Source organism: Streptomyces sp. TRM70350, assembly GCF_019219825.1.
Lineage (GTDB): Bacteria > Actinomycetota > Actinomycetes > Streptomycetales > Streptomycetaceae > Streptomyces.
This window is the reverse complement of record NZ_JAHUXH010000058.1, coordinates 1-18015: the sequence shown is the minus strand read 5'-3', so window position 1 is coordinate 18015 and position 18015 is coordinate 1. Positions and strand designations below refer to the sequence as shown.

The 18015-nt window shown below is 68.0% G+C and carries 9 protein-coding genes and 2 pseudogenes; 6 read left to right on the top strand and 5 right to left on the bottom strand.

Annotated features, from left to right (window positions below):
- The first annotated feature begins 1304 nt into the window (after positions 1-1304).
- Positions 1305-1661 (top strand): hypothetical protein, encoded by a 357-nt coding sequence (locus tag KWI83_RS39645; RefSeq protein WP_256363352.1) that lies wholly within the window; start codon positions 1305-1307, stop codon positions 1659-1661.
- Positions 1658-4330: pseudogene (locus KWI83_RS37060) on the top strand (Helicase associated domain protein). Before KWI83_RS39645 ends, KWI83_RS37060 begins: the two are co-directional and overlap by 4 nt.
- 47 nt (positions 4331-4377) lie before the next feature.
- Here the strand turns inward: KWI83_RS37060 and KWI83_RS37055 are convergent.
- The 4 genes from KWI83_RS37055 to KWI83_RS39640 form a co-directional block, all read right to left on the bottom strand.
- Complete coding sequence (locus tag KWI83_RS37055) at positions 4378-4956, bottom strand: DUF6262 family protein (protein ID WP_256363351.1); 579 nt, start codon at positions 4954-4956, stop codon at positions 4378-4380.
- Positions 4953-7463 carry a tyrosine-type recombinase/integrase gene (locus tag KWI83_RS37050; protein ID WP_308122386.1) on the bottom strand — a complete coding sequence of 837 codons (2511 nt, stop codon included), beginning with the start codon at positions 7461-7463 and terminating at the stop codon, positions 4953-4955. Before KWI83_RS37050 ends, KWI83_RS37055 begins: the two co-directional genes overlap by 4 nt.
- Positions 7445-8602, bottom strand: coding sequence for a tyrosine-type recombinase/integrase (locus KWI83_RS37045; protein ID WP_308122385.1), 1158 nt, complete (start codon positions 8600-8602; stop codon positions 7445-7447). Before KWI83_RS37045 ends, KWI83_RS37050 begins: the two co-directional genes overlap by 19 nt.
- A gap of 201 nt (positions 8603-8803) precedes the next feature.
- Positions 8804-8974 (bottom strand): DUF6308 family protein, encoded by a 171-nt coding sequence (locus KWI83_RS39640; protein WP_308122387.1) that lies wholly within the window; start codon positions 8972-8974, stop codon positions 8804-8806.
- A gap of 32 nt (positions 8975-9006) precedes the next feature.
- Between KWI83_RS39640 and KWI83_RS37040 the strand changes: the two genes are divergently transcribed.
- The 4 genes from KWI83_RS37040 (at position 9007) to KWI83_RS37025 (ending at position 17309) form a co-directional block, all read left to right on the top strand.
- Positions 9007-9495 (top strand): KTSC domain-containing protein, encoded by a 489-nt coding sequence (locus tag KWI83_RS37040; RefSeq protein ID WP_218518767.1) that lies wholly within the window; start codon positions 9007-9009, stop codon positions 9493-9495.
- On the top strand, positions 9411-11261 hold the full coding sequence (locus KWI83_RS37035; protein WP_218518766.1) for an AAA family ATPase: 1851 nt from the start codon (positions 9411-9413) through the stop codon (positions 11259-11261). The genes KWI83_RS37040 and KWI83_RS37035 overlap by 85 nt, the downstream gene beginning before the upstream one ends.
- A 551-nt stretch (positions 11262-11812) precedes the next feature.
- Positions 11813-14965, top strand: coding sequence for a HEAT repeat domain-containing protein (locus tag KWI83_RS37030; protein ID WP_218518765.1), 3153 nt, complete (start codon positions 11813-11815; stop codon positions 14963-14965).
- Between the two features lie 385 nt (positions 14966-15350).
- The gene (locus KWI83_RS37025; RefSeq protein WP_256363350.1) at positions 15351-17309 is read left to right on the top strand and encodes a helicase associated domain-containing protein; all 1959 of its coding nucleotides are present in this window, start codon (positions 15351-15353) and stop codon (positions 17307-17309) included.
- A gap of 122 nt (positions 17310-17431) precedes the next feature.
- Here KWI83_RS37025 and KWI83_RS37020 read toward each other — a convergent pair.
- Positions 17432-18015 (bottom strand): annotated as a pseudogene (locus KWI83_RS37020) (IS5 family transposase); the annotation flags it as partial.

Sequence of the window (18015 nt, the reverse complement as noted above, 5' to 3'; positions counted from 1 at the left end):
GTTATGCATCCGCTCCGCGGATGCGAACCCGTTGCTGCGCAACGGGGTTGAGGGCGGTCGCTGCGCTCCCGCTGGCCCGCGCGATGCGCGGGCGGATCCCGGCGCTGCGCTTCGGGATCGGGTGGGGCCGGCCGCTGCGCGCCGGCGCGGCGCGCGATGCGCGGCCGCTCGCTTGACGGGGTGTCAGGTGCAGCTAGTGGGGTCTCCTATAAGGGAGTTGGGGAGTGCTTCGCATTCCTGGGGGCGGGTCCGCTGCGCTCCCCCGCCTGACGGTCCTTCCGGCTGCGCCTCCAAAATCTTGGGACCCGCTGTCGCGGGCCGGGCTGGCTACGAGGGATGGGGGTCGCTCGTTGGTGTCGGGTTTCAGTGTAGTGGGTGCATCAGGTTGATGCACCCTGTACCGTTGGCGGAAACACGGGACACCCCCCAACCACCCGGGGCGGGTCTAGGGGGAGGGGACGACTTGAATTCGTTGAGCGTCGAAATGCGCCTCAGGGCACGGGAGGAATCCAGCGTGAGGTTACCGGATTGACGCCGGAGCAGATTCACGAGCTGAGGCGCATCTGGACCTTGATGGGCGGCACTGCGTGGGACGTCTATTCCCCCGAGAACGACGCGCAGGCGGACCGCTGGCGCCAGGCGCTGCGGGACCGTCAGGAAGGTGCGAGCGGCGGGGCGGTGGAGTCTGAGTCCGGGCTGATCCGCTATCGGGTCGTGGCGCAGCGGACTGACCCGGCGCACCCCGGGGCCTCGGTGGTGACGAACTACACCTACGCGCGGTCCGTTGAGGAGGCGGTGGCGAAGGTGCGCCGGGCGAAGGAGAAGCCGGGTGGCCTGTATGGGGACCAGGGCCTGTACCGCGTTGTGGAGGCTGTTGAGGAAAGTCCGCAGAGCGAGGCGCGTCAACTGCAGGGCGCTCGCGGGCGGTTCCTCACTGCAGTCATGGACGTCGCTGTTGCTGCACTGGACGACCAGTCGGCATCTGCGCGCCCGGAGCTGGTCGGCGCCCTGTCCGAGTTCTTCTTCGACACCGTCTTCACTCGCGCCATCGTCCCCCGACAGCGGAGAGGAGCACGCTCAGCTGTACGCCAGGGACGGGGAGGTCCTGTCCCGCCTGCTCCTGGCTCACCTCGCCGACCACGGCCTGGACCTGGTGGGGGCAAGCGCCCGCACCGGAGAACTGCGCGTCCTGCCCGATCTGTACACGGGTGTCGGTCGGCCTTCCGTTCGCGGCGAGGAGAGCGAGGCGCCGGCGGAGCTCATCGAGCAGGTCCTCGCCGTGTGCGAGCAGGCACTATGCCGCCGTGACCGGCACCAGCTCCGAACAGTGGGACCAGGAGTCGTCCCAGGAGCTCGTGGACATCGCCTTCCGGACCGTGCACCTGGCGGAGCCGGAGACCTACCCGCAGGCACTGGACGCGTACCTGCACGAGCACCGGGCGCGGCTGGAGCGGCTGTGGCGCCGCTACGGGCCCGGCGGCATGTTCGCGGGCGAGCTCGTGCTGATCGACCTGCCCGGCTGCTTCGTGCTGTGCGAGAGGATCGAGACGACCCCGCTCTGGCTCGAAGGGATCTGGGCGAAGTACGGCCAGGAGGAAACCGCGCTGGAAAGGCTTCACGACAGCTGGCTGTACGACACGGGTGAAAAGGACGGTCGATGAGCAGGATTCCGCTCAAGAAACACCAGGTCGACCAGAAGTCTGCCTTTCGTAGGTGGGTCGGATTCCCTGCAAGGTCATCTGTGCCCCCTCAGGGTGCCCGTGGCACGATCGTGTCAGCGACCGGGTCCGGAAAAACGATCATGGCCGCCGCGAGCGCGCTGGAGTGCTTCCCCGAGGGCCGGATCCTCGTGACCGTGCCGACCCTGGACCTGCTCGTGCAGACCGCCCAGGCGTGGCGGGCGGTGGGTCACCGCTCCCCCATGGTCGCGGTGTGCTCGCTGGAGAACGACCCGGTGCTGAACGAGCTCGGAGTGCGCACCACTACGAACCCGATCCAGTTGGCCCTGTGGGCCGGGCACGGGCCGGTCATCGTGTTCGCCACGTACGCCTCTCTCGTGGACCGCGAGGACTTCGACGACCCGACGGGCCAGGGACGCACTCGCGGGCCGCTGGAAGCCGCTATGGCGGGCGGGGAGCGCCTGTACGGGCAGCGGATGGACGGTTTTTCGCTCGCCATCATCGACGAAGCCCACTCAACCGCAGGCGATCTGGGCAGGCCATGGGCGGCGATCCACGACAACGCCCGCACCCCCGCCGACTTCCGCCTCTACCTCACCGCGACCCCGCGCATCCTCGCGGCACCCCGCCCGCAGAAGGGCGCAGACGGCCATGAGATGGAGATCGCGAGCATGACCGACGACCCGGACGGCACGTACGGGTCGTGGCTGGCCGAACTCGGGCTGAGCGAGGCGATCGAGCGGGAAATCCTCGCCCCGTTCGAGATCGACGTCCTGGAGATCCACGACCCCTCCCCGGTCCTCGGGGAATCGGAGGAGGCACAGCGGGGCCGGCGCCTGGCGCTCCTGCAGACCGCGCTCCTGGAGCACGCCGCCGCGTACAACCTGCGTACGGTCATGACCTTTCACCAGAAGGTCGAGGAGGCCATGGCGTTCGCCGAGAAGATGCCGGAGACGGCAGCCGAGCTGTACGTCAACGACGCCTCCGACGACGACCTGGCAGCCGCGGACCGGCTCCCCGCATCGTCGATCGACGCGGAGTTCTACGAGCTGGAGGCCGGCCGCCACGTCCCGCCGGACCGGGTGTGGTCGGCGTGGCTGTGCGGCGACCACCTCGTCTCCGAGCGGCGCGAGGTCCTGCGGCAGTTCGCCAACGGCATCGACGCGGCCGGTCGCCGGGTTCACCGCGCCTTCCTCGCATCCGTTCGCGTGCTCGGGGAAGGCATCGACATCACCGGCGAAAGGGGAGTCGAGGCCGTCTGCTTCGCGGACACCCGCGGCTCGCAGGTGGAGATCGTGCAGAACATCGGCCGGGCGCTCCGACTCAACAAGGACGGCTCCACCAAGGTGGCCAGGATCATCGTGCCGGTGTTCCTGGAGCCCGGTGAGGACCCGCAGGACATGGTCGCCAGCGCCTCGTTCCGCCCCCTCGTAGCCGTGCTCCAGGGCCTACGCTCCCACGATGAACGACTCGTTGAGCAGCTCGCCTCCCGCGCCCTCACGCACGGAAAGCGCAGGGTGCACATCCGGCGCGATGAGGACGGGCGGATCGTCGGAACCGGCGGCGAGGGCGACGGCGAGGACCAGGAGCAGGACGGCACGCAGGCCGCCGCCGAATCGGCCCTGCTCCACTTCTCAGCCCGCGCGACGCGTCGACGATCGCCGCGTTCCTGCGTACCCGGGTGTACCGGCCGGAGTCCCTGGTCTGGCTAGAGGGCTACCAAGCCCTCCTCCGCTGGCGGAAGGAGAACAACATCACCGGCCTCTACGCCGTCCCCTACGACACCGAGACGACGGTGGGCGTCACGAAGGACTTCCCGCTGGGCAGGTGGGTCCACCAGCAGCGAAAGGCACTGCGGGCCGGGGAACTGGAGCCGCGACGCAAGGAGCTCCTGGACTCTCCCGAGGCCGGGATGGTCTGGGAGCCCGGCGAAGAAGCCTGGGAGAACAAACTCGCCGCGCTCCGCTCCTACCGGCGTGCCACCGGACACCTCGCACCCCGCCAGGACGCCCTCTGGGGCGAGAGCGAGGCCGAGGGCCTGGTGCCCATCGGGCAGCACATGGCCAATCTGCGCCGGAAGGGCGGCCTTGGGAAGGACCCGGAGCGGGCGGCGGAGCGCGCCAAGCAGCTTGCCGCGATCGACCCCGACTGGAACTGCCCCTGGCCGCTGGACTGGCAACGCCACTACCGCATCCTCGCCGACCTCGTCGACGCCGACGGCCATCTCCCCGACATCGCACCCGGCGTACTCATGGACGGCGACGACATCGGACGATGGCTCGCATGGCAACGCGAGGCGAGCACCTGGAAGCTGCTGTCGACCGAGCAGCAGGAGCGGCTGTCCCGGCTGGGCGTACAGCCACTTGAGGCGCCGTCTCCCGCCCCGGCGGCAACGCGTGCGACGAAGGGGCCCGAGCAAGGCGCAGCAGGCGTTCCAGCGCGGCATGACCGCCCTCGCACAGTGGGTCGAGAGGGAAGGCACCAACCGGCCCGTACCACGCAGCCACAGCGAACAGATCGCGGTCGACGGCGAGACCGAGCCAGTGGTTTTGAAACTCGGTGTGTGGGTCTCCAACACCAAATCGAGGCGGGACAAGCTCACCGCCGAACAGCTCGCTGCCCTGGCTGAGTTGGGCGTCGACTGGATCTGACGGTCGTCGGCAAGGTCCATCCCCTTTGGCAATGATCCGAGGCTGGGTCAGGGGCGCGGGGGTGGTGTGGTGAGGTACGGAGCGAGTTGGGCTTCAAGGTCGGCGATGCGTTTGTCCATGAAGCGGTTGTTCTGGCGTGCGCTGGTCAGGCGCTCTTGAATCTGCTGGCTGTCCTGGGTGAGCTGTCGTACGCGCTGCTTCAGCGTGGTGTTCTCCGTGACGATGCGCTGAAGTGAGCCCTCGGGAAGATCGTGTTCGAGATCGCGGATCTTGCCGAGGAGTTCTGCGATGCGGGTGCGCTGGGTGCGGATTTCGCGCTGGGCTTGGGCCAGTGCGTCTTCGGCGTTGAGTGCACGTTCCCTCCAGGCGGGCTGTGCGCGGCTAGCGCTGTTGGAGACTCCGGGATGGGCTCTGCTTGCGCGGTTGGTCTGCTCGATCAGGGCTCTGGCCTGCTGGTTTTGATAGAGGAAGGTGCGTGAGACGCGGGCGGTACGCGCAAGGGCTGCGACGGTGACAGGCGTATGGTCGCGTGCCATGGCCGTCAGGGCGGTCTGGAGGCGTTCGAGCATCTCCTGGGTGGCTTGGCGGCGGGCTTGGACGGCCGCGTCGGTGCGGGAAGTGCTCATGTCTGTCCTGTGGCGTCGTCGAGGGCCTGCAGTGCGGCGAGGTCCCGGGCACGGAAGGCGGTGCTCCAGGTGCGGTGGAAGTAGTCCTGGGGGCGCCGCAGGTCGAGGGTGAGGGCTTCGTCGAGGATGCCGAGGGCGGCCAGGGCCTGCTCGAGTCCTTTGATGGCTTTGGCGGTGGGTTCGAAGACGGTGTGGAGGTAGTCGGCGGTGGCGTCGTCGGGGGCGTTCTCGGCGATGGAGCGCCACTGTTCGGCTTTGCATCGCCAGTAGAGGAGGTCTGCGCCGGAGAGGACGAAGTTGTCGCAGTTCTCGCAGTCGAGTTTCCAGGGGCAGGATCCGCCGTCGACGACGGGTTGGTAGGTGCAGAAGCCCCCGTCGGCGGGGGTGCTGCAGCGGGAGAGGTCCAGGGCCAGGGCGAGGGCTGTCTCGCGGTCGATGGGGGTGGTGTCGCCGGAGAGGAGTTTGCCTGGGTTGGGGGCGCCGGGCCCGGCTACCCAGACGGTGTTCAGGACGTCTTCGAGGTCGCTGTTGGTGATCTTCACGTAGTGCTCGGCCATGCGCTCGGACAGTTGGCCGAGGTAGCGGCGGATGTGGGTGAGCGTGGCGCCGGCGCGGAGCAGGTTGGTGGCCAGGGTGTGGCGGGCCTGGTGGGCGACGTAGGCGCCGCCGAGGTCGAGTTCGGCGATCCAGGTCTTGAAGCGCTGGTTGAAGTTTCCGTAGGAGATCGGCTGTCGGCCGTTGGGGTTGCGGATGCGGGAGGGGAACAGTGCCAGGCCGGGGCGTTCAGCGGCTGTTGGGGTGCGGCCGTAGCGCTTTTCGAAGCGGTGGAGTGTCTTGGTGCGGCGGGCATCGAGGCACTGGTAGACGGGCTCGGGGATGCGGATGCCCTCGTTGTAGTTGCCGACCTTGGTCTGGTCGTGCCACAGCATGGCCAGGCCGCGGTAGCGGCCGATGCAGTCCAGGCGCAGTCCGACGACCTCGCTGCAGCGGCGCCCGGTGGCGACGATGGTCTCCCAGATGTCCCGCAAGCCCCGGTCGCCGAGGTCGAGTTCCTCCAGGCGGCGCAGGTTGGTCTCCTCGGTCAGCGCGCGGGCGACGTCGTCGCTGAAGGGGTTGCGGGAGCGCTGTTTGATGCCGGTGCCGCCGAAGGGGATGGCGGTCAGGAAGCCGGTGTCCATGCCGAGGCGTTCGGCGTGGCCGGCAGTGATGGCGCTGTAGAGCAGCTTGCGGGCTTGGTTGAAGACGAATTGGCAGCTCAGATCGGTGACGGTGGGGGATCGTCCGTCGACCAGGACCATGCCCAGGGACGGCAGGCCGTGGCGGGCGCGGTGGCGCTGGTCGGCGACGAACCGCTCGGCGTGCTCACGGCGCAGCACGGTGGGGTCGTGCCCGGCCTCGGGGGCGTCGGCCTGGAGAAAGACGCCCAGTTCGACGGCGGCGCGGCGCATCTGGTCGAAGGGGCCTCGGGTGCGGGGGCACTGCGGGGAACGGAGCAACTCGGCGAGATGGTCCCAGAGCAGGTCGCGCAGCCACCGCTGCGGTACGGCGGTGATGTCGAAGTGGCTCTGGGCGTTCTTGAAGCGCCGTCCGAAGTGATCGGTCTCCAGGAAGCCGGCGTCCTTGGTGTCCGAGGGGCTGTAGTAGACGCAGCGCAGACCGTTGACGACTTCCCAGATGATCTTGCGGACCTCGGAGTCCATCTGCTTGCGCGTCAGGCGCTGTGCGGACTGGGCATGGGCGTGCAGGCCCCACTGGATCTCGGCCCTCAGCAGCGGGGACAGGCCATGAAGGTTGACCAGCCCTGGCTGCGTGACCGGCTCCGCAGTGGCGCACCAGGCATGGAATGCCTTCTCGTCGCCGTAGGTCACCGGGAGTGGCTGGCCGTCCTTGAGGGGGCCGCGTGAGTTTTGCGACCGGGCCGTTCCCGGACGGTTGTCGATCTTGTACCGGTTCAGGTGCTGCAGACACAGCCCCAGTGAAGTACAGGCCAGGAACGGGCACCGTGCCGTGCACAGGCCGTAGCCGGGAAGCGGGTGCTGAGTACCGGCCCAGTGCTCGAACTGGTCTTGGTCCATGCCGGCGGCCTCGCCGTACTGCCACCTGGTCTGGTGCTGCTGGCACAGCCGGGTGGTGGGACTGACCGCCGGGCGGTCGGGACAGATCAGGCACCGGCCGTAATCCACTCCCCGCGCGGCGGGCAGAGCGGTGGCCGCGTCCATGAAAGCGCGCTTGGTCTGCCCCATCCGCTCGGCCTTCTCCCACTCCAGGTTGTGCGTGTTGCACAGGTTGTGGCTGACCCGGCGGATGCGCAGGCAGCCGTCAACGGCGCACTGCCAGGCGTAGACCGGGTGCTGAGGCGGGATGAAGATCAGCGTGTCGCGGAAGAGCGGGTCGAATGCGGGGGCCTCGATGAGGGCTGTGAGCAGTTCGAGCCGGTCACGGCCGATGCGGGTGGTGTCGGTGCGGCCGGGCAGCAGCGTCAGCGGGATCACGGCCGCGTCCCCCACACCTGCTCCAGCGCCGCGGTGAAGACCGGGTCGTGGACGTCCACGTGGCCGTAGACCTGCTCGACGGTCGCGGCCGAGGCCCAGCCGCCGGCCTCCCGCGCGATCACCGCGTTGCCCCGTGCGGCATCCAGCACCGCGGTGGCGAAGCTGTGCCGGAAGGCGTGCGGTACCACCCGGCCGATCTCCACACGGGCTGCGGCCCGGCGCAGCATGCCGCGGGCCGCAGCCGTGGTCCACGGTTGGCCTCGGGAGGGGCCGTGCAGGCCGACCAGGAGCATGCCGTGAACGGACTGGGCGGGGTACTGGGTGGTGATGTACTCGAAGTAGGTGTGGATCATCGCCGGACTCGCCCGGCGCACCGTCCCGCCACTTACAGCGTTGTCCTGCCAGGTCCAGGGCGTCTTGGTCTTGACCCGGGCCCGGTTGGCGTTGTCCTCGCGGTGGCAGATGTGCACATGCGGCCCCCGGCACTGACCACACGCGGCCTGCTCCCGCAGGTGCAGGTCGACCAGACGCAGCCCGCACAGCTCACCGATCCGGAAACCGCCGTCGGCCAGCCATGTGACCACCATCCGGTCCCGCGCGCATGACACCGCCCCCAACAGCACCTCCCGGGCCCCTTCGGGCAGCATCTTCGGATGCCGGCGCACCCGCTCCGCCGGAGCCAGAGGGTTCGCGGGCATGCTGTGCAGGACGTGCCCGAGCATCGCCCGCCGACGGTCCGCCCGCGTCGGCAACCTTGTCACGCGCAGCGCCTCCGCCAACGACGGGTTCACGCCGAGGGTGCCCAGGTGGAGGTAGAAGCCCTTCAGGCAGGCCGCCGCGGTCTTCAACGCACTGTGCCCGTACGGGCGTTTCCCCTCCCGCCACGGCAGCCCGAACGGCCCCGGATAGTCCGCCCCGAGTGCCGCCATGTAGTGCCGCAGATCCTCGAGCGACACCGACCCTGCGTCCAGGCCCGCGAACCGCAGCCACCTCAGATGATCCACCAGCACAAACGCGTACGTACGATCCGTTCCCGCCGCGCAGGTACGCAGGAACCCGTCCGCCTCCCCCACCACCGTGCAGTCCGTGTCCACGACCGTGTAACAGACCCGCCCATCCCCACGGACGATCTCCTGCACACGTAACTCGCCCACCACCAACCGACCACCCACCCGCGTGCCGCCCCTCTCCGAGCCCAGGACCGCTCCAGCAGCGGTGCCTCAACCCGGAGTCCACACCCCTCCCCCACACCCACGGACCACTCCACACGAACGTCCCACACACCTCAGCGCCGGTTGGTAAAGTCCGTCACCCTCACACGCCAGAACGCCGCAGGGGCAACTTCGCTGCCGAAGTCAGCGAGGACAGGCGTGACCCTCCGCCCGGTGCCCCATCCAAACCACCACGTCGCACACCCGCAGCGCACTCACCGCCTCCGGCACCCCGGCGACCTGACGCAGCGCGAGCAACTGACGGTGCAGGAGACGTCCTCGGCGTGCGAGTGGCTGGGGCTGTGTGCCGGTGATGGGTAACCGGCCGGATCTCTGCGTTCACGCCAATGAGCCGCTGTGCATTCGTCCCGAGCGCCGGGACGGTTCGAGGGCGGGCGTTTTCTGCCAACTACGCCCGGGCGACGCTATTATCGGTCGATCACGCAACGCCTGACACATTGGCCGCAGGGGGCGTCTTGTTGCACGAGCAGGTTCGCTCCTCGCATGTCCGGTCGGTGGGCTACAGCCAGCAGGAGCGTGTGCTTGAGGTCGCTTTTCACAGCGGAGGGGTGTACCGCTACGACGACGTGCCTGCGGACGTGCACACAGCCCTGATGGCAGCTCCCAGCAAGGGCGGTTTTCTGGCCCGCTTCGCGTCAAGGGCCGTTACGTCTATCGCCGCGTCTCGGGCCGACGTCGCACCTACCGTTCCATCCAGGTCCCGTCCATCGTCGTCGAGTTTGAGGCACGCGTGCAGATCTGTTCCGTTTCCGTCGAGGGCTTTCGTTGCCTTGCGGACATCGCCGGGGTTCCGGTCCTTTCCCAGACGGTTCTGACCGGGCAGAACGAGGGCGGAAAGACCGCTCTTCTGGACGCGCTGAACTTCCTGCTGCACGGAACAGCGCTGAGCGAGAACGATCTCACCTACGTTGGCGACGGCGACCTCCAGGAACCGGCGGGCGACGCAGCCGCCCCGCACGCGCGTGTGCCCCAGACGGTCGTGACGGGCAGCTTCAGCCTCAGTGCCGACGAGCAGTTGCGTCTCGAGCTGCCCGAAGAGGTACACATCAGGCGGCGTTTCCGGCCAGAGGCGGGCATGTTCCTGGAGGTCCGTCGCCGTGTCTGCCAGGACCCTCAACTGCGTGACCTGGCGGCGGTGAAGCTGCCGGGGCTGAAGGAGCTCGCGGCCGTTCACGGAGTCGAGCCGGTCGGGCAGACGAATGCCAGGAACAGCTGGGAGCAACCGCTTCGGGCGTTGGCTCAGCAGATGAAGCAGGTGGACGCGTGGGTGCTGGCGGACTCCGAAGTGGCCGCGGCTCTGCCGACGATGGTGTACTTCAAGGGAGACTCCGTCCAGGCGCCCGAGGCCGTGATCCAGAGTCTGCTCACCTCCCGGCTGCGGGAATACACGCGAGCCGACGAAGTGGCCAAGCGGGTATCGGATCTTGAGGACTATCTCGCCGAGTCGTTGAAAGAGGACATCGACAGCATCCGCAGTCACATCGCGCAGCGGTGCACCCTGCCGTCGGTGGAGCTGGCTCCCCAGGTGCAGGTGCGTCCGGCGCTGGTCGGCGTCGAGCTGAACGTGATGGACTCTCAGGGCCGCCGCTTTCCGCTGTCGTCTGCCGGCACCGGCCGCTCGCGCCGGATCTCGCTGGCTCTGTGGGAGAGCAGCAACGAACTGTTGGGTCAGCACGACGCCACGCAAACGCCCGAGTCGGATGTCCTGTTCGTCTATGACGAGCCCGACACGCACCTCGACTACTCCCATCAGCGGCGCATCATGGCACTCCTTCAGCTGCAGTCCTCGCGGCCCAACGCGCGTGTCATCGTGGCGACGCACTCGCTCAACCTGATCGACGGCGTCGACATCTCCTCCGTGGTGCACTTGCGTACCCAGGAGGGCCGGGTTCGGGCGGAAGTCCTCAGCGAGGACAGCGCGGACAAGGACGTGCGCCGGCACCTGTCGACGATCGCGACGACACTGGGGTTCCGCAACAGTGTCCTCCTGCACGAGCGGTTCTTCGTCGCCGTGGAGGGCGTATCCGAGACATCCGCGTTCCCCATCCTCTTCCGCAAGCACGCCGGCTTCCCGATCCAGTCCGCCGGGATCTGCCTGTGGGCCGGCGGAAGCAAAGGCGCGCTGCGATTCGCCCGGTTCCTCAAAGATCACGGCCGCGACGTTCCCTTCGTCGTCGACAAAGACAGCCGCACCAACCAAAAGCACATCTTCCGCGACGACAAGCTCAAGGAACACGGCTTCGACCTCAAGGAGGAGTGCCTCTACCTCGGCTCCCCCAACGAACTCGAAGACCTGTTCACCGACGACGACTGGGCTGAGACGGCCAACGCACTGTGGAAGCCAAACGCCGAACGCGGCCCCTGGCAGCCCCAGGAGATCGAAAAGCTGCGGGCCGGCAAGTTCAGCTCGCAGCTGCTGGGCCTGCTCAAGGGCAGCTCCCCCGAGGGACCGAAAAACAAGGAAGATCTCATGGTCGGCATTGCCGCCCACCTCGCAAAGGACCGCATCCCCGCCGCCCTGTCCACAGTCTTCGACGCCCTCGTCAGTCGCGCGCAGGACGCGGGCCCGCATCTTTGGTAGCCGCCGCATCCCTGGCCTGACGCGCCGCGCGCCGCGCCTTCATACGCATCAACCGCTGCTGCGGCGTCGGCGCCTCCCACGTATGCAGACCGGCCGATGCCACCCACTGAGACCCGTGGTGACCCGGATCGTCGCCACACCAGCGGCAGCCGTCAGGAGACGGCAGCTCCGTGCGATGCACGCGTATCACCCGGCCACCGCCCATGGAGCACCGCCCGCGTACGTCGGAATACCTTCGATATGAACACTTTCCCCGGAAGGCCATGCTCAAAGAGTGCCACCTGCCACTGACAACCGGACGGGTGTACTCAACTTCTTGCGGCGACTGAGGCTGTCACACGCATCTCGGCCCTGCGCCAAGCATGCCTTGCGACCCCGATCGGCGGCCTCCACCCGCCATCCCCATCCTCCGGGCACACCCAACTCCGGGCGAGAACGGCCATACCGGACGGCAATCTGGTCGCGAAACAATGCCGCAGATCTGTGGTGGTCCGTCCCGATACCATCCGTCTCTGATGCACACAAGCACCGCGGATCGCAAGGAGTGCATGATGGCTGCTGAACTACCCCTCGAAGAGATCCGTCTTGGTGCGCTCGTCAGCCGGCGGAGTCAGCTGCCCCTCAGTCCACCCCTCTCGGCTCCCGAGACGTTGCCCTTCGGCGAGCTGTCCCCGCCGGTGTTCGAGCGCTTGGTCGGCGAGGTCATGTGGCTTATCGACGGGATGAACGACATCCGTGGCTACGGCCGCTCCGGGCAGGACCAGGGCGGACTCGACCTTATCGGTAGGTGGAAAGGGAAGACCCACGTCTACCAGGTGCGCAGGATCGTCTCTCTGCCGGCTCCCGCACTCCGTGCAGCGGTCACCGACTTCACCGGTCCGCCCCGCACTACGACGCCTGCTGAGGGATGGTCCGAGCGACGGTTCGACGCGGTGCGTTTCGTCCTGGCGACGGGGTGCGTTGTCGATGACACGGCCGTGGAAGACGAGCTCGTCGCTCTGCAGGAGAAATACCAGGGCGACATAGACATTGACCTGTACGACGCACGCGCCCTCTCCCGGTTTCTGCGAGAACGCCCGTACCTTGTCGCTGGCGTCTTCGGTCCAGAATGGGCCAAAGCCTTCTGCGGGGTGGAGACGCCTTCGGTTTCGACCCTGCCGCATGGCTACGCGCTGTTGAACGACCCGCTCGAGCACCTGGGCCTGGCGGACGCCCTGCACCGCGCGCAGCAACTCGCGGAGACGGAGCCGGGGCCGGCTGCCGAGCTCTTCGGCGATCTGGCGCACGAACTCGAACATGCCTCGTTTACCGGGCATGCCAACCAGCTCCGCACTCGGCAGCGCGATCTGCTGGCGTCTGCGGGACAGGCCGACGCGGCCTTCAGCGTCGCGGCCACGTTGATGCTCGACCGGTACGAGACCGGCGATCGCATGTTCGTGGATCAGCGCCTGGAGCGACTGGCTTCCGACGCCGGCGGCACGGCATCCAACATTTATGAGGTCTTGAAGGCGCTGGCGGACTGGTTCGAGTACGGATACGACCTCGCGCCGGTCACGACCGCGCTTGTGGCTGTGGTGCAGGCGGGCGATCCCATGGCAGCCCGCCTGGTGCTGGCGGTTATCGAGCAGATCGTTGTCGACGAGCACCCCGACGATCATCCGGCGGGGCTGGCTGGCCTGGCTTCCGAAATTGTCACCTCTCAGGGTGGGCTCTTGCGGATTCGGTTGGAGTGCTGTCTGGCAGACCTGTCCGTACGAGCCGGACAGAGTCCGGAAGAGGCCTATGCCGACCTCGACCGGCGCGCTCTGGGTGGCCGCATACCGGAACGGTTCGCGGTCTTGGTTCACATGCGCCGCGGACGCGCGCTGGCCCTCGCAGACCTCGGAGGCGAGGCCATCGAGGTCTACCGGCGCGCTGTGCTGGCCGCGACCCGAGAGGGCCTGGGAGGCGACGCCCGGCACGCCCTACGGTCCATCTCTTTCCTATCCGACCAGTACAACGTCGGATTCAGGGAATCGTCCCAGGCCATGCTCTCGGCCCGCACGGTCGGCGCCAAAGGCGCGCGCCTCATCGACCTCTCCTTCAACCCGGCCGTCAGCGCGCTGGAAGCCCTGGTCGACGACAGACTGCCGGACGCCTCACGAGCCTCGCACCAATGGCTGTGGCAGGACCGGATCTCCGGTGCGCTGACCGACGAGAACCTCGCCCACCAGCGCTACGGTGAAGTCTTCGACCGCGCCGGAGAAACGAAGCACGCCGTGCGTCACTTCATCCTCGCCGGCCGCAGGAAGGACGCGCGCTCCGCCGCCGAATCGCTTCTCGAGTACCTTGATGTATGCGACCTCCTGGAGGTGCGTGCACGGTGGGTGTGCACCGCGGCCGCTGCAGTGACCGGCCAGCAGGCTGATCTCATTCCTGATGACGTCGTCGCGAGCATTGCCGCCCGCCTGACGGAGATCGTCACCACAGGCGCGCGGCCGGGGTCGACAGGCATCCACCCGGTCCGGGAGGCTCTGGGAGCGCTTGCAGCGCTCGATGAACGACTACCGGAGGTGTCAGCACAACAGGTGCTGCCCTTGTTGGTCGAATGGATCCCCAGAGAGCCGAACAACTCCCGGATCTTCGATGAGCAGATGCTGGCTTTTCTCGGTGCCTGCGTCAAGGCCGGACTGTCCGTAGCCGACCAGGCCGGACAATGCCTGCTAGATGCATGGAAGCTCGACGTAAGAGGTGCTGAAGGTCTACTCGCCGGCCTCCACGCCCACCTGCCGTCGGCCGTGTCAGTGGTACGCGAACGGGCGCAGCAAGGACACACCGGGGCAACCGCCCTCCTGGCCGACTGGCAGGTGGACGACCCGTCTGTCGCCAAGACCGCGCGGCAACTGGCCGACACCGTGCTGGCCGAACCGGTGGGGACCGTCCGCCCCTTCTACGCCATGGGAACCACCACGCGGCAGTGCGCGGCATACCTCACAGCGTGCTCCGACGACCAGAGCAGCATGGACACAGGCGATCCGATCACACTCTTGCGTGAACGCGTCACAGCCCACCTGCTGTTGTGGGCCGAAGACCGCAACGACATCGCCGACCGACGCTCCGAGGCCGTCCGTGCCCTGTCCATCCTCGCTGAAACCCTGCCGGCGCCCGTGCGAGAGGACACGTTCGAACGGCTCATGGACCTGTACCAAGCTCCCGCAGAGCACCCGGCCAACGCCTTCGACCGAAGCACCCAGCACCCCCTGAGCCGCTACAAAATCAATGATGGAGGAGACTGGCGTCTGCCCGCAGAGATCCTGCACGCGAGCGCCGCCCTCGCCACCACCGCCGAACAAGCCCTCCGCGTCGAACAGCGCCTGCTCCCGCACCTAAGTCATCCCGAACAGAAACCAGGCCACGGCTGGCTGCAGGCACAGACCATGCTCACACTCGACCGCCTGGCCCCCGCGCCGGCGTCCCTGACGGCCACCCACCCCTCGCCGTTCATGCGGCAAACCGCCGTGCTCTGCTGGGGCCGCGCCGATCACCGGGATCCGTCCCTGGCACGCCTCTTCGCCGAGGACTCCAGCGCCAACGTCCGCCACAGCCTGGCCCGCGCCCTCGCCGACATCCCCCCGGACGAACGCCTCGAGTACGAAGCCATCACCGAGCGGCTCCGCACCGACAACAGCGCACGCGTCCGCCGAGCCACCGCACAGATCCCATAAGCACGGCGTACGCCGCCACAAGGCCGGGTCCGACGAAACCCACCTGCCCAGACATACAGCGAACGGCACTCATCCCGCCGATCACCACCTTCCGGTACTCAAGCACCCACAGGACGGTCACCGGCCATCACATGGCTGCCTCTGACCGGACCTGGAAGCGTGGGCAAGCGAAGACGACACGAGCGCAGCGTCAGCACATGAGAGCGGTCACCTCGATCCACACGTCGCGCACATGTCCACGACGCATCCAAGCAGCTCAGGAACATTCCGATCACTTCCAAGACTCGGTAAAACGGACGAAGCCCACCGGGTTTCCGGCCGGATCGGTAAGCCGTGGGCGGTCGTTCACGACAACACCCGGATCCCGTCCCTCCGGCGGCTGTACATGACGGCCACACCGCGGCTGTGGCAGCTGGACGAGGACCAGGAGCCGGGCGGCGCGCCGGGCGAGCTGGTGGCTTCGATGGAAGACGACCCCAACGGACCCTTCGGCAGCAGGTGTTTCACTTTGACGTTGTCGGACGCGATCGACAGGGGCATCTGTGCGCCGTACCAGGTGGTGTGCGTGGACGTCACCGACACCCAGTTCCAAGCCGCCATGCTGCTCGGTGCCGAGGGCCGGTCGGACCAGGTGCGCGGGGCCCGGCTCGCCGCGCTCCAGACCGCGCTGCTCAAAGCGTCCTCGGAGGAGAACTTCAAGCGCACCCTCGTCTTCCACCATGCGGTGCGGGAAGCCGAAGCTTTCGCGGCCGGCCTGCCCGACGTCGCCACGCAGCTGCACGACGCCGACCCCAATCTGTACCCGGCGACGATCTGGGCGGACTGGCTGTGCGGGGAGCACAAGCCGCTCCACCGGCGCCGTGTGCTGGGCGAGTTCGCCGACGGGATCGCCACGGACGGCACGGTCGTGGAGAAGGCCTACCTGGGGTCGGTGAAGGTCCTAGGCGAAGGCGTCGACACCCGAAACTGCGACTCCGTGTACTGGGCCGACGTGCGCGGTTCCATGCCGGACCTCGTCCAGGCCGTCGGCCGCGCGCTGCGGATGCAGCCCGGCGAGGGCAAGATGGCCTCGCTGGTCGTGCCCGTGCTGCTCGGGCCCGGGGAGACGGCGGACAACATGCTCACCTCCCGGGCGTTCGGCGGCCTGGCGAAGCTGCTGGAGGCCCTGCGAGCGCATGACGCCCGCATCGTCGAACAACTGGCCCAACAGCAGGCCCAAAGCCGCTCCACAGGTGTACAGACACGCGAGAAGGGCACAGCGAAGGGTTCAGGCGAAGGGGGAGCGTCTCCTTCGGCGAAGGCGCTGCTCAAGTTCTCCACGCCGCGCGACCCCGCGCAACTGGCGGCGTTCATCAACCTGCGGGTCCTCAACCCCGAGCACGAGCACTGGCGCCGGGGCGTGGAGGCCTCCGTCATCTACGCCCGCGAACACGGGGACCTCAAGGTTCCCTTCACGCTCCGCGTGCCGGAGGGTGAGGAGGCTCAGGCTGAGGGGTGGCCGGCCTCGCTGGCCAATTTCCCGCTGGGGCAATGGATCGCCGACGCTCGCCGGTTCTACGCCCGCGGGACGCTGGACGAGGACCGCATCGAGCAGCTGGAGCGGCTCGGCATGGTCTGGTCGCACTTCGACGTCGCGTGGGAGGAAGGCCTCTCTGCGGCGCGCGGGTGGGCCGCTGAACACGGGCACCTCCTGGCGCCGCTGGACGCCACGTACCAGGGGGCGAAGGTGGGGATCTTTCTAAAGAACGCGCGGGCCGCCGCCCGGAAGGCTGCCGAGATCGAACAGCGGCGTGCCGAAGGGCTGCCCGTGGGGTCATCCGCCGGCGCCCTGTCGGACGACCGCCGGGAGCAGCTGGAGGATATCGACCCGTCCTGGTGCCCCACCTGGCCCGTGGAATGGCAGCGGGCCTTCCACCTCACCCGGCAGCACCTGGAGCAGGGCGGCGAACTGCCCACCGAACCGGGCGACGTCGTGCACCAGGGCGAGGACCTCGGACGGTGGGTCAAGTCGGTCCGCTTCGGCTGGGACAAGCTCACCAGTGTCCAGCAGTGGATGTGCGAGCACATCCTCGGCATCGAGCCCGCGAGCGAGCACGAGAAGCCCAAGCCGCGCCGTACACAGGCCGACAAATGGGCCGCCAACCTGGCAGCCGCCACCCAGTACTACGAGCGCGAAGGCCATCTCCAGGTGCCCAGGAAGCATGTCGAGACCGTGCTCTCCGAAGAAGGATCGGAACTGCAATACCGCCTTGGTGCATGGATCAGCAACCAGCGCTCCCGGGCCGCGACGTTGTCGCCGGAGCGCGTGGAACAGCTGTCGAAGATCGGGATGCGCTCGACATAGCCGCGTCGCGGTCGTCGTATTTGGAGCTCGTGCCAATTGGTACGGGCTCCAGAGCTTTTGACGGCCAAAAAAGTTTCGGTCAGGTGTGACGTTCTCAAGTCCGCCCTGCATAAGGGGTCCTTTCAAAAAGCTGGGATCTTGCGGGCGAGGGTCATGCAGTGTGCGAGCTGAAGGAAGGCGTCATGCATGTCGTCTCGGGTTTCCCAGCGGGTCCGTAAGCGGCGAGGGCCGTGGAGCCAGGCGATGGCGGACTCGGCAACCCATCGCACACGCCCAGGCCCGAGCCGTGTGGCTGACCGCGCCGGGCGATCTTCGGGACGATGCCGCGCTCGCGTAGACGGCGGCGATAGCTGTCGTGGTCGTAGCCACGGTCGGCATACAACGCGCGGGGCTTGCGCCGGGGCCGGCCCCGCTCGCCCCGCACCGGCGGCACGCCGTCGACCAGCGGCAGAAGCTGGGTGACGTCGTTGCGGTGTCCGCCGGTCAGCGACACCCGCAGCGGGGTGCCGCGCGCGTCGGTCAGCACGTGATGCTTCGAGCCCGGCCGTGCACGGTCAACCGGACTCGGACCGACTTTTGGGCTGCTTCGCCCCCGCTTGGCCGGCACGTGCGAGGCATCAACGGTGACACGGGAGAAATCCAGGCGGTCCGCCGCCCGCAACCGGTCCAGCAGCACCCGCTGGAGCTCCTCCCACACCCCGGCCTC

What these genes read in the sequence shown, in the direction of transcription:
- KWI83_RS37055 (WP_256363351.1), bottom strand. Translation starts at nt 4,956, where the DNA reads ATGAGCACTTCCCGCACCGACGCGGCCGTCCAAGCCCGCCGCCAAGCC.
- KWI83_RS37040 (WP_218518767.1), top strand. Translation starts at nt 9,007, where the DNA reads ATGAGCCGCTGTGCATTCGTCCCGAGCGCCGGGACGGTTCGAGGGCGG.
- KWI83_RS37030 (WP_218518765.1), top strand. Translation starts at nt 11,813, where the DNA reads ATGGCTGCTGAACTACCCCTCGAAGAGATCCGTCTTGGTGCGCTCGTC.
- KWI83_RS37025 (WP_256363350.1), top strand. Translation starts at nt 15,351, where the DNA reads ATGACGGCCACACCGCGGCTGTGGCAGCTGGACGAGGACCAGGAGCCG.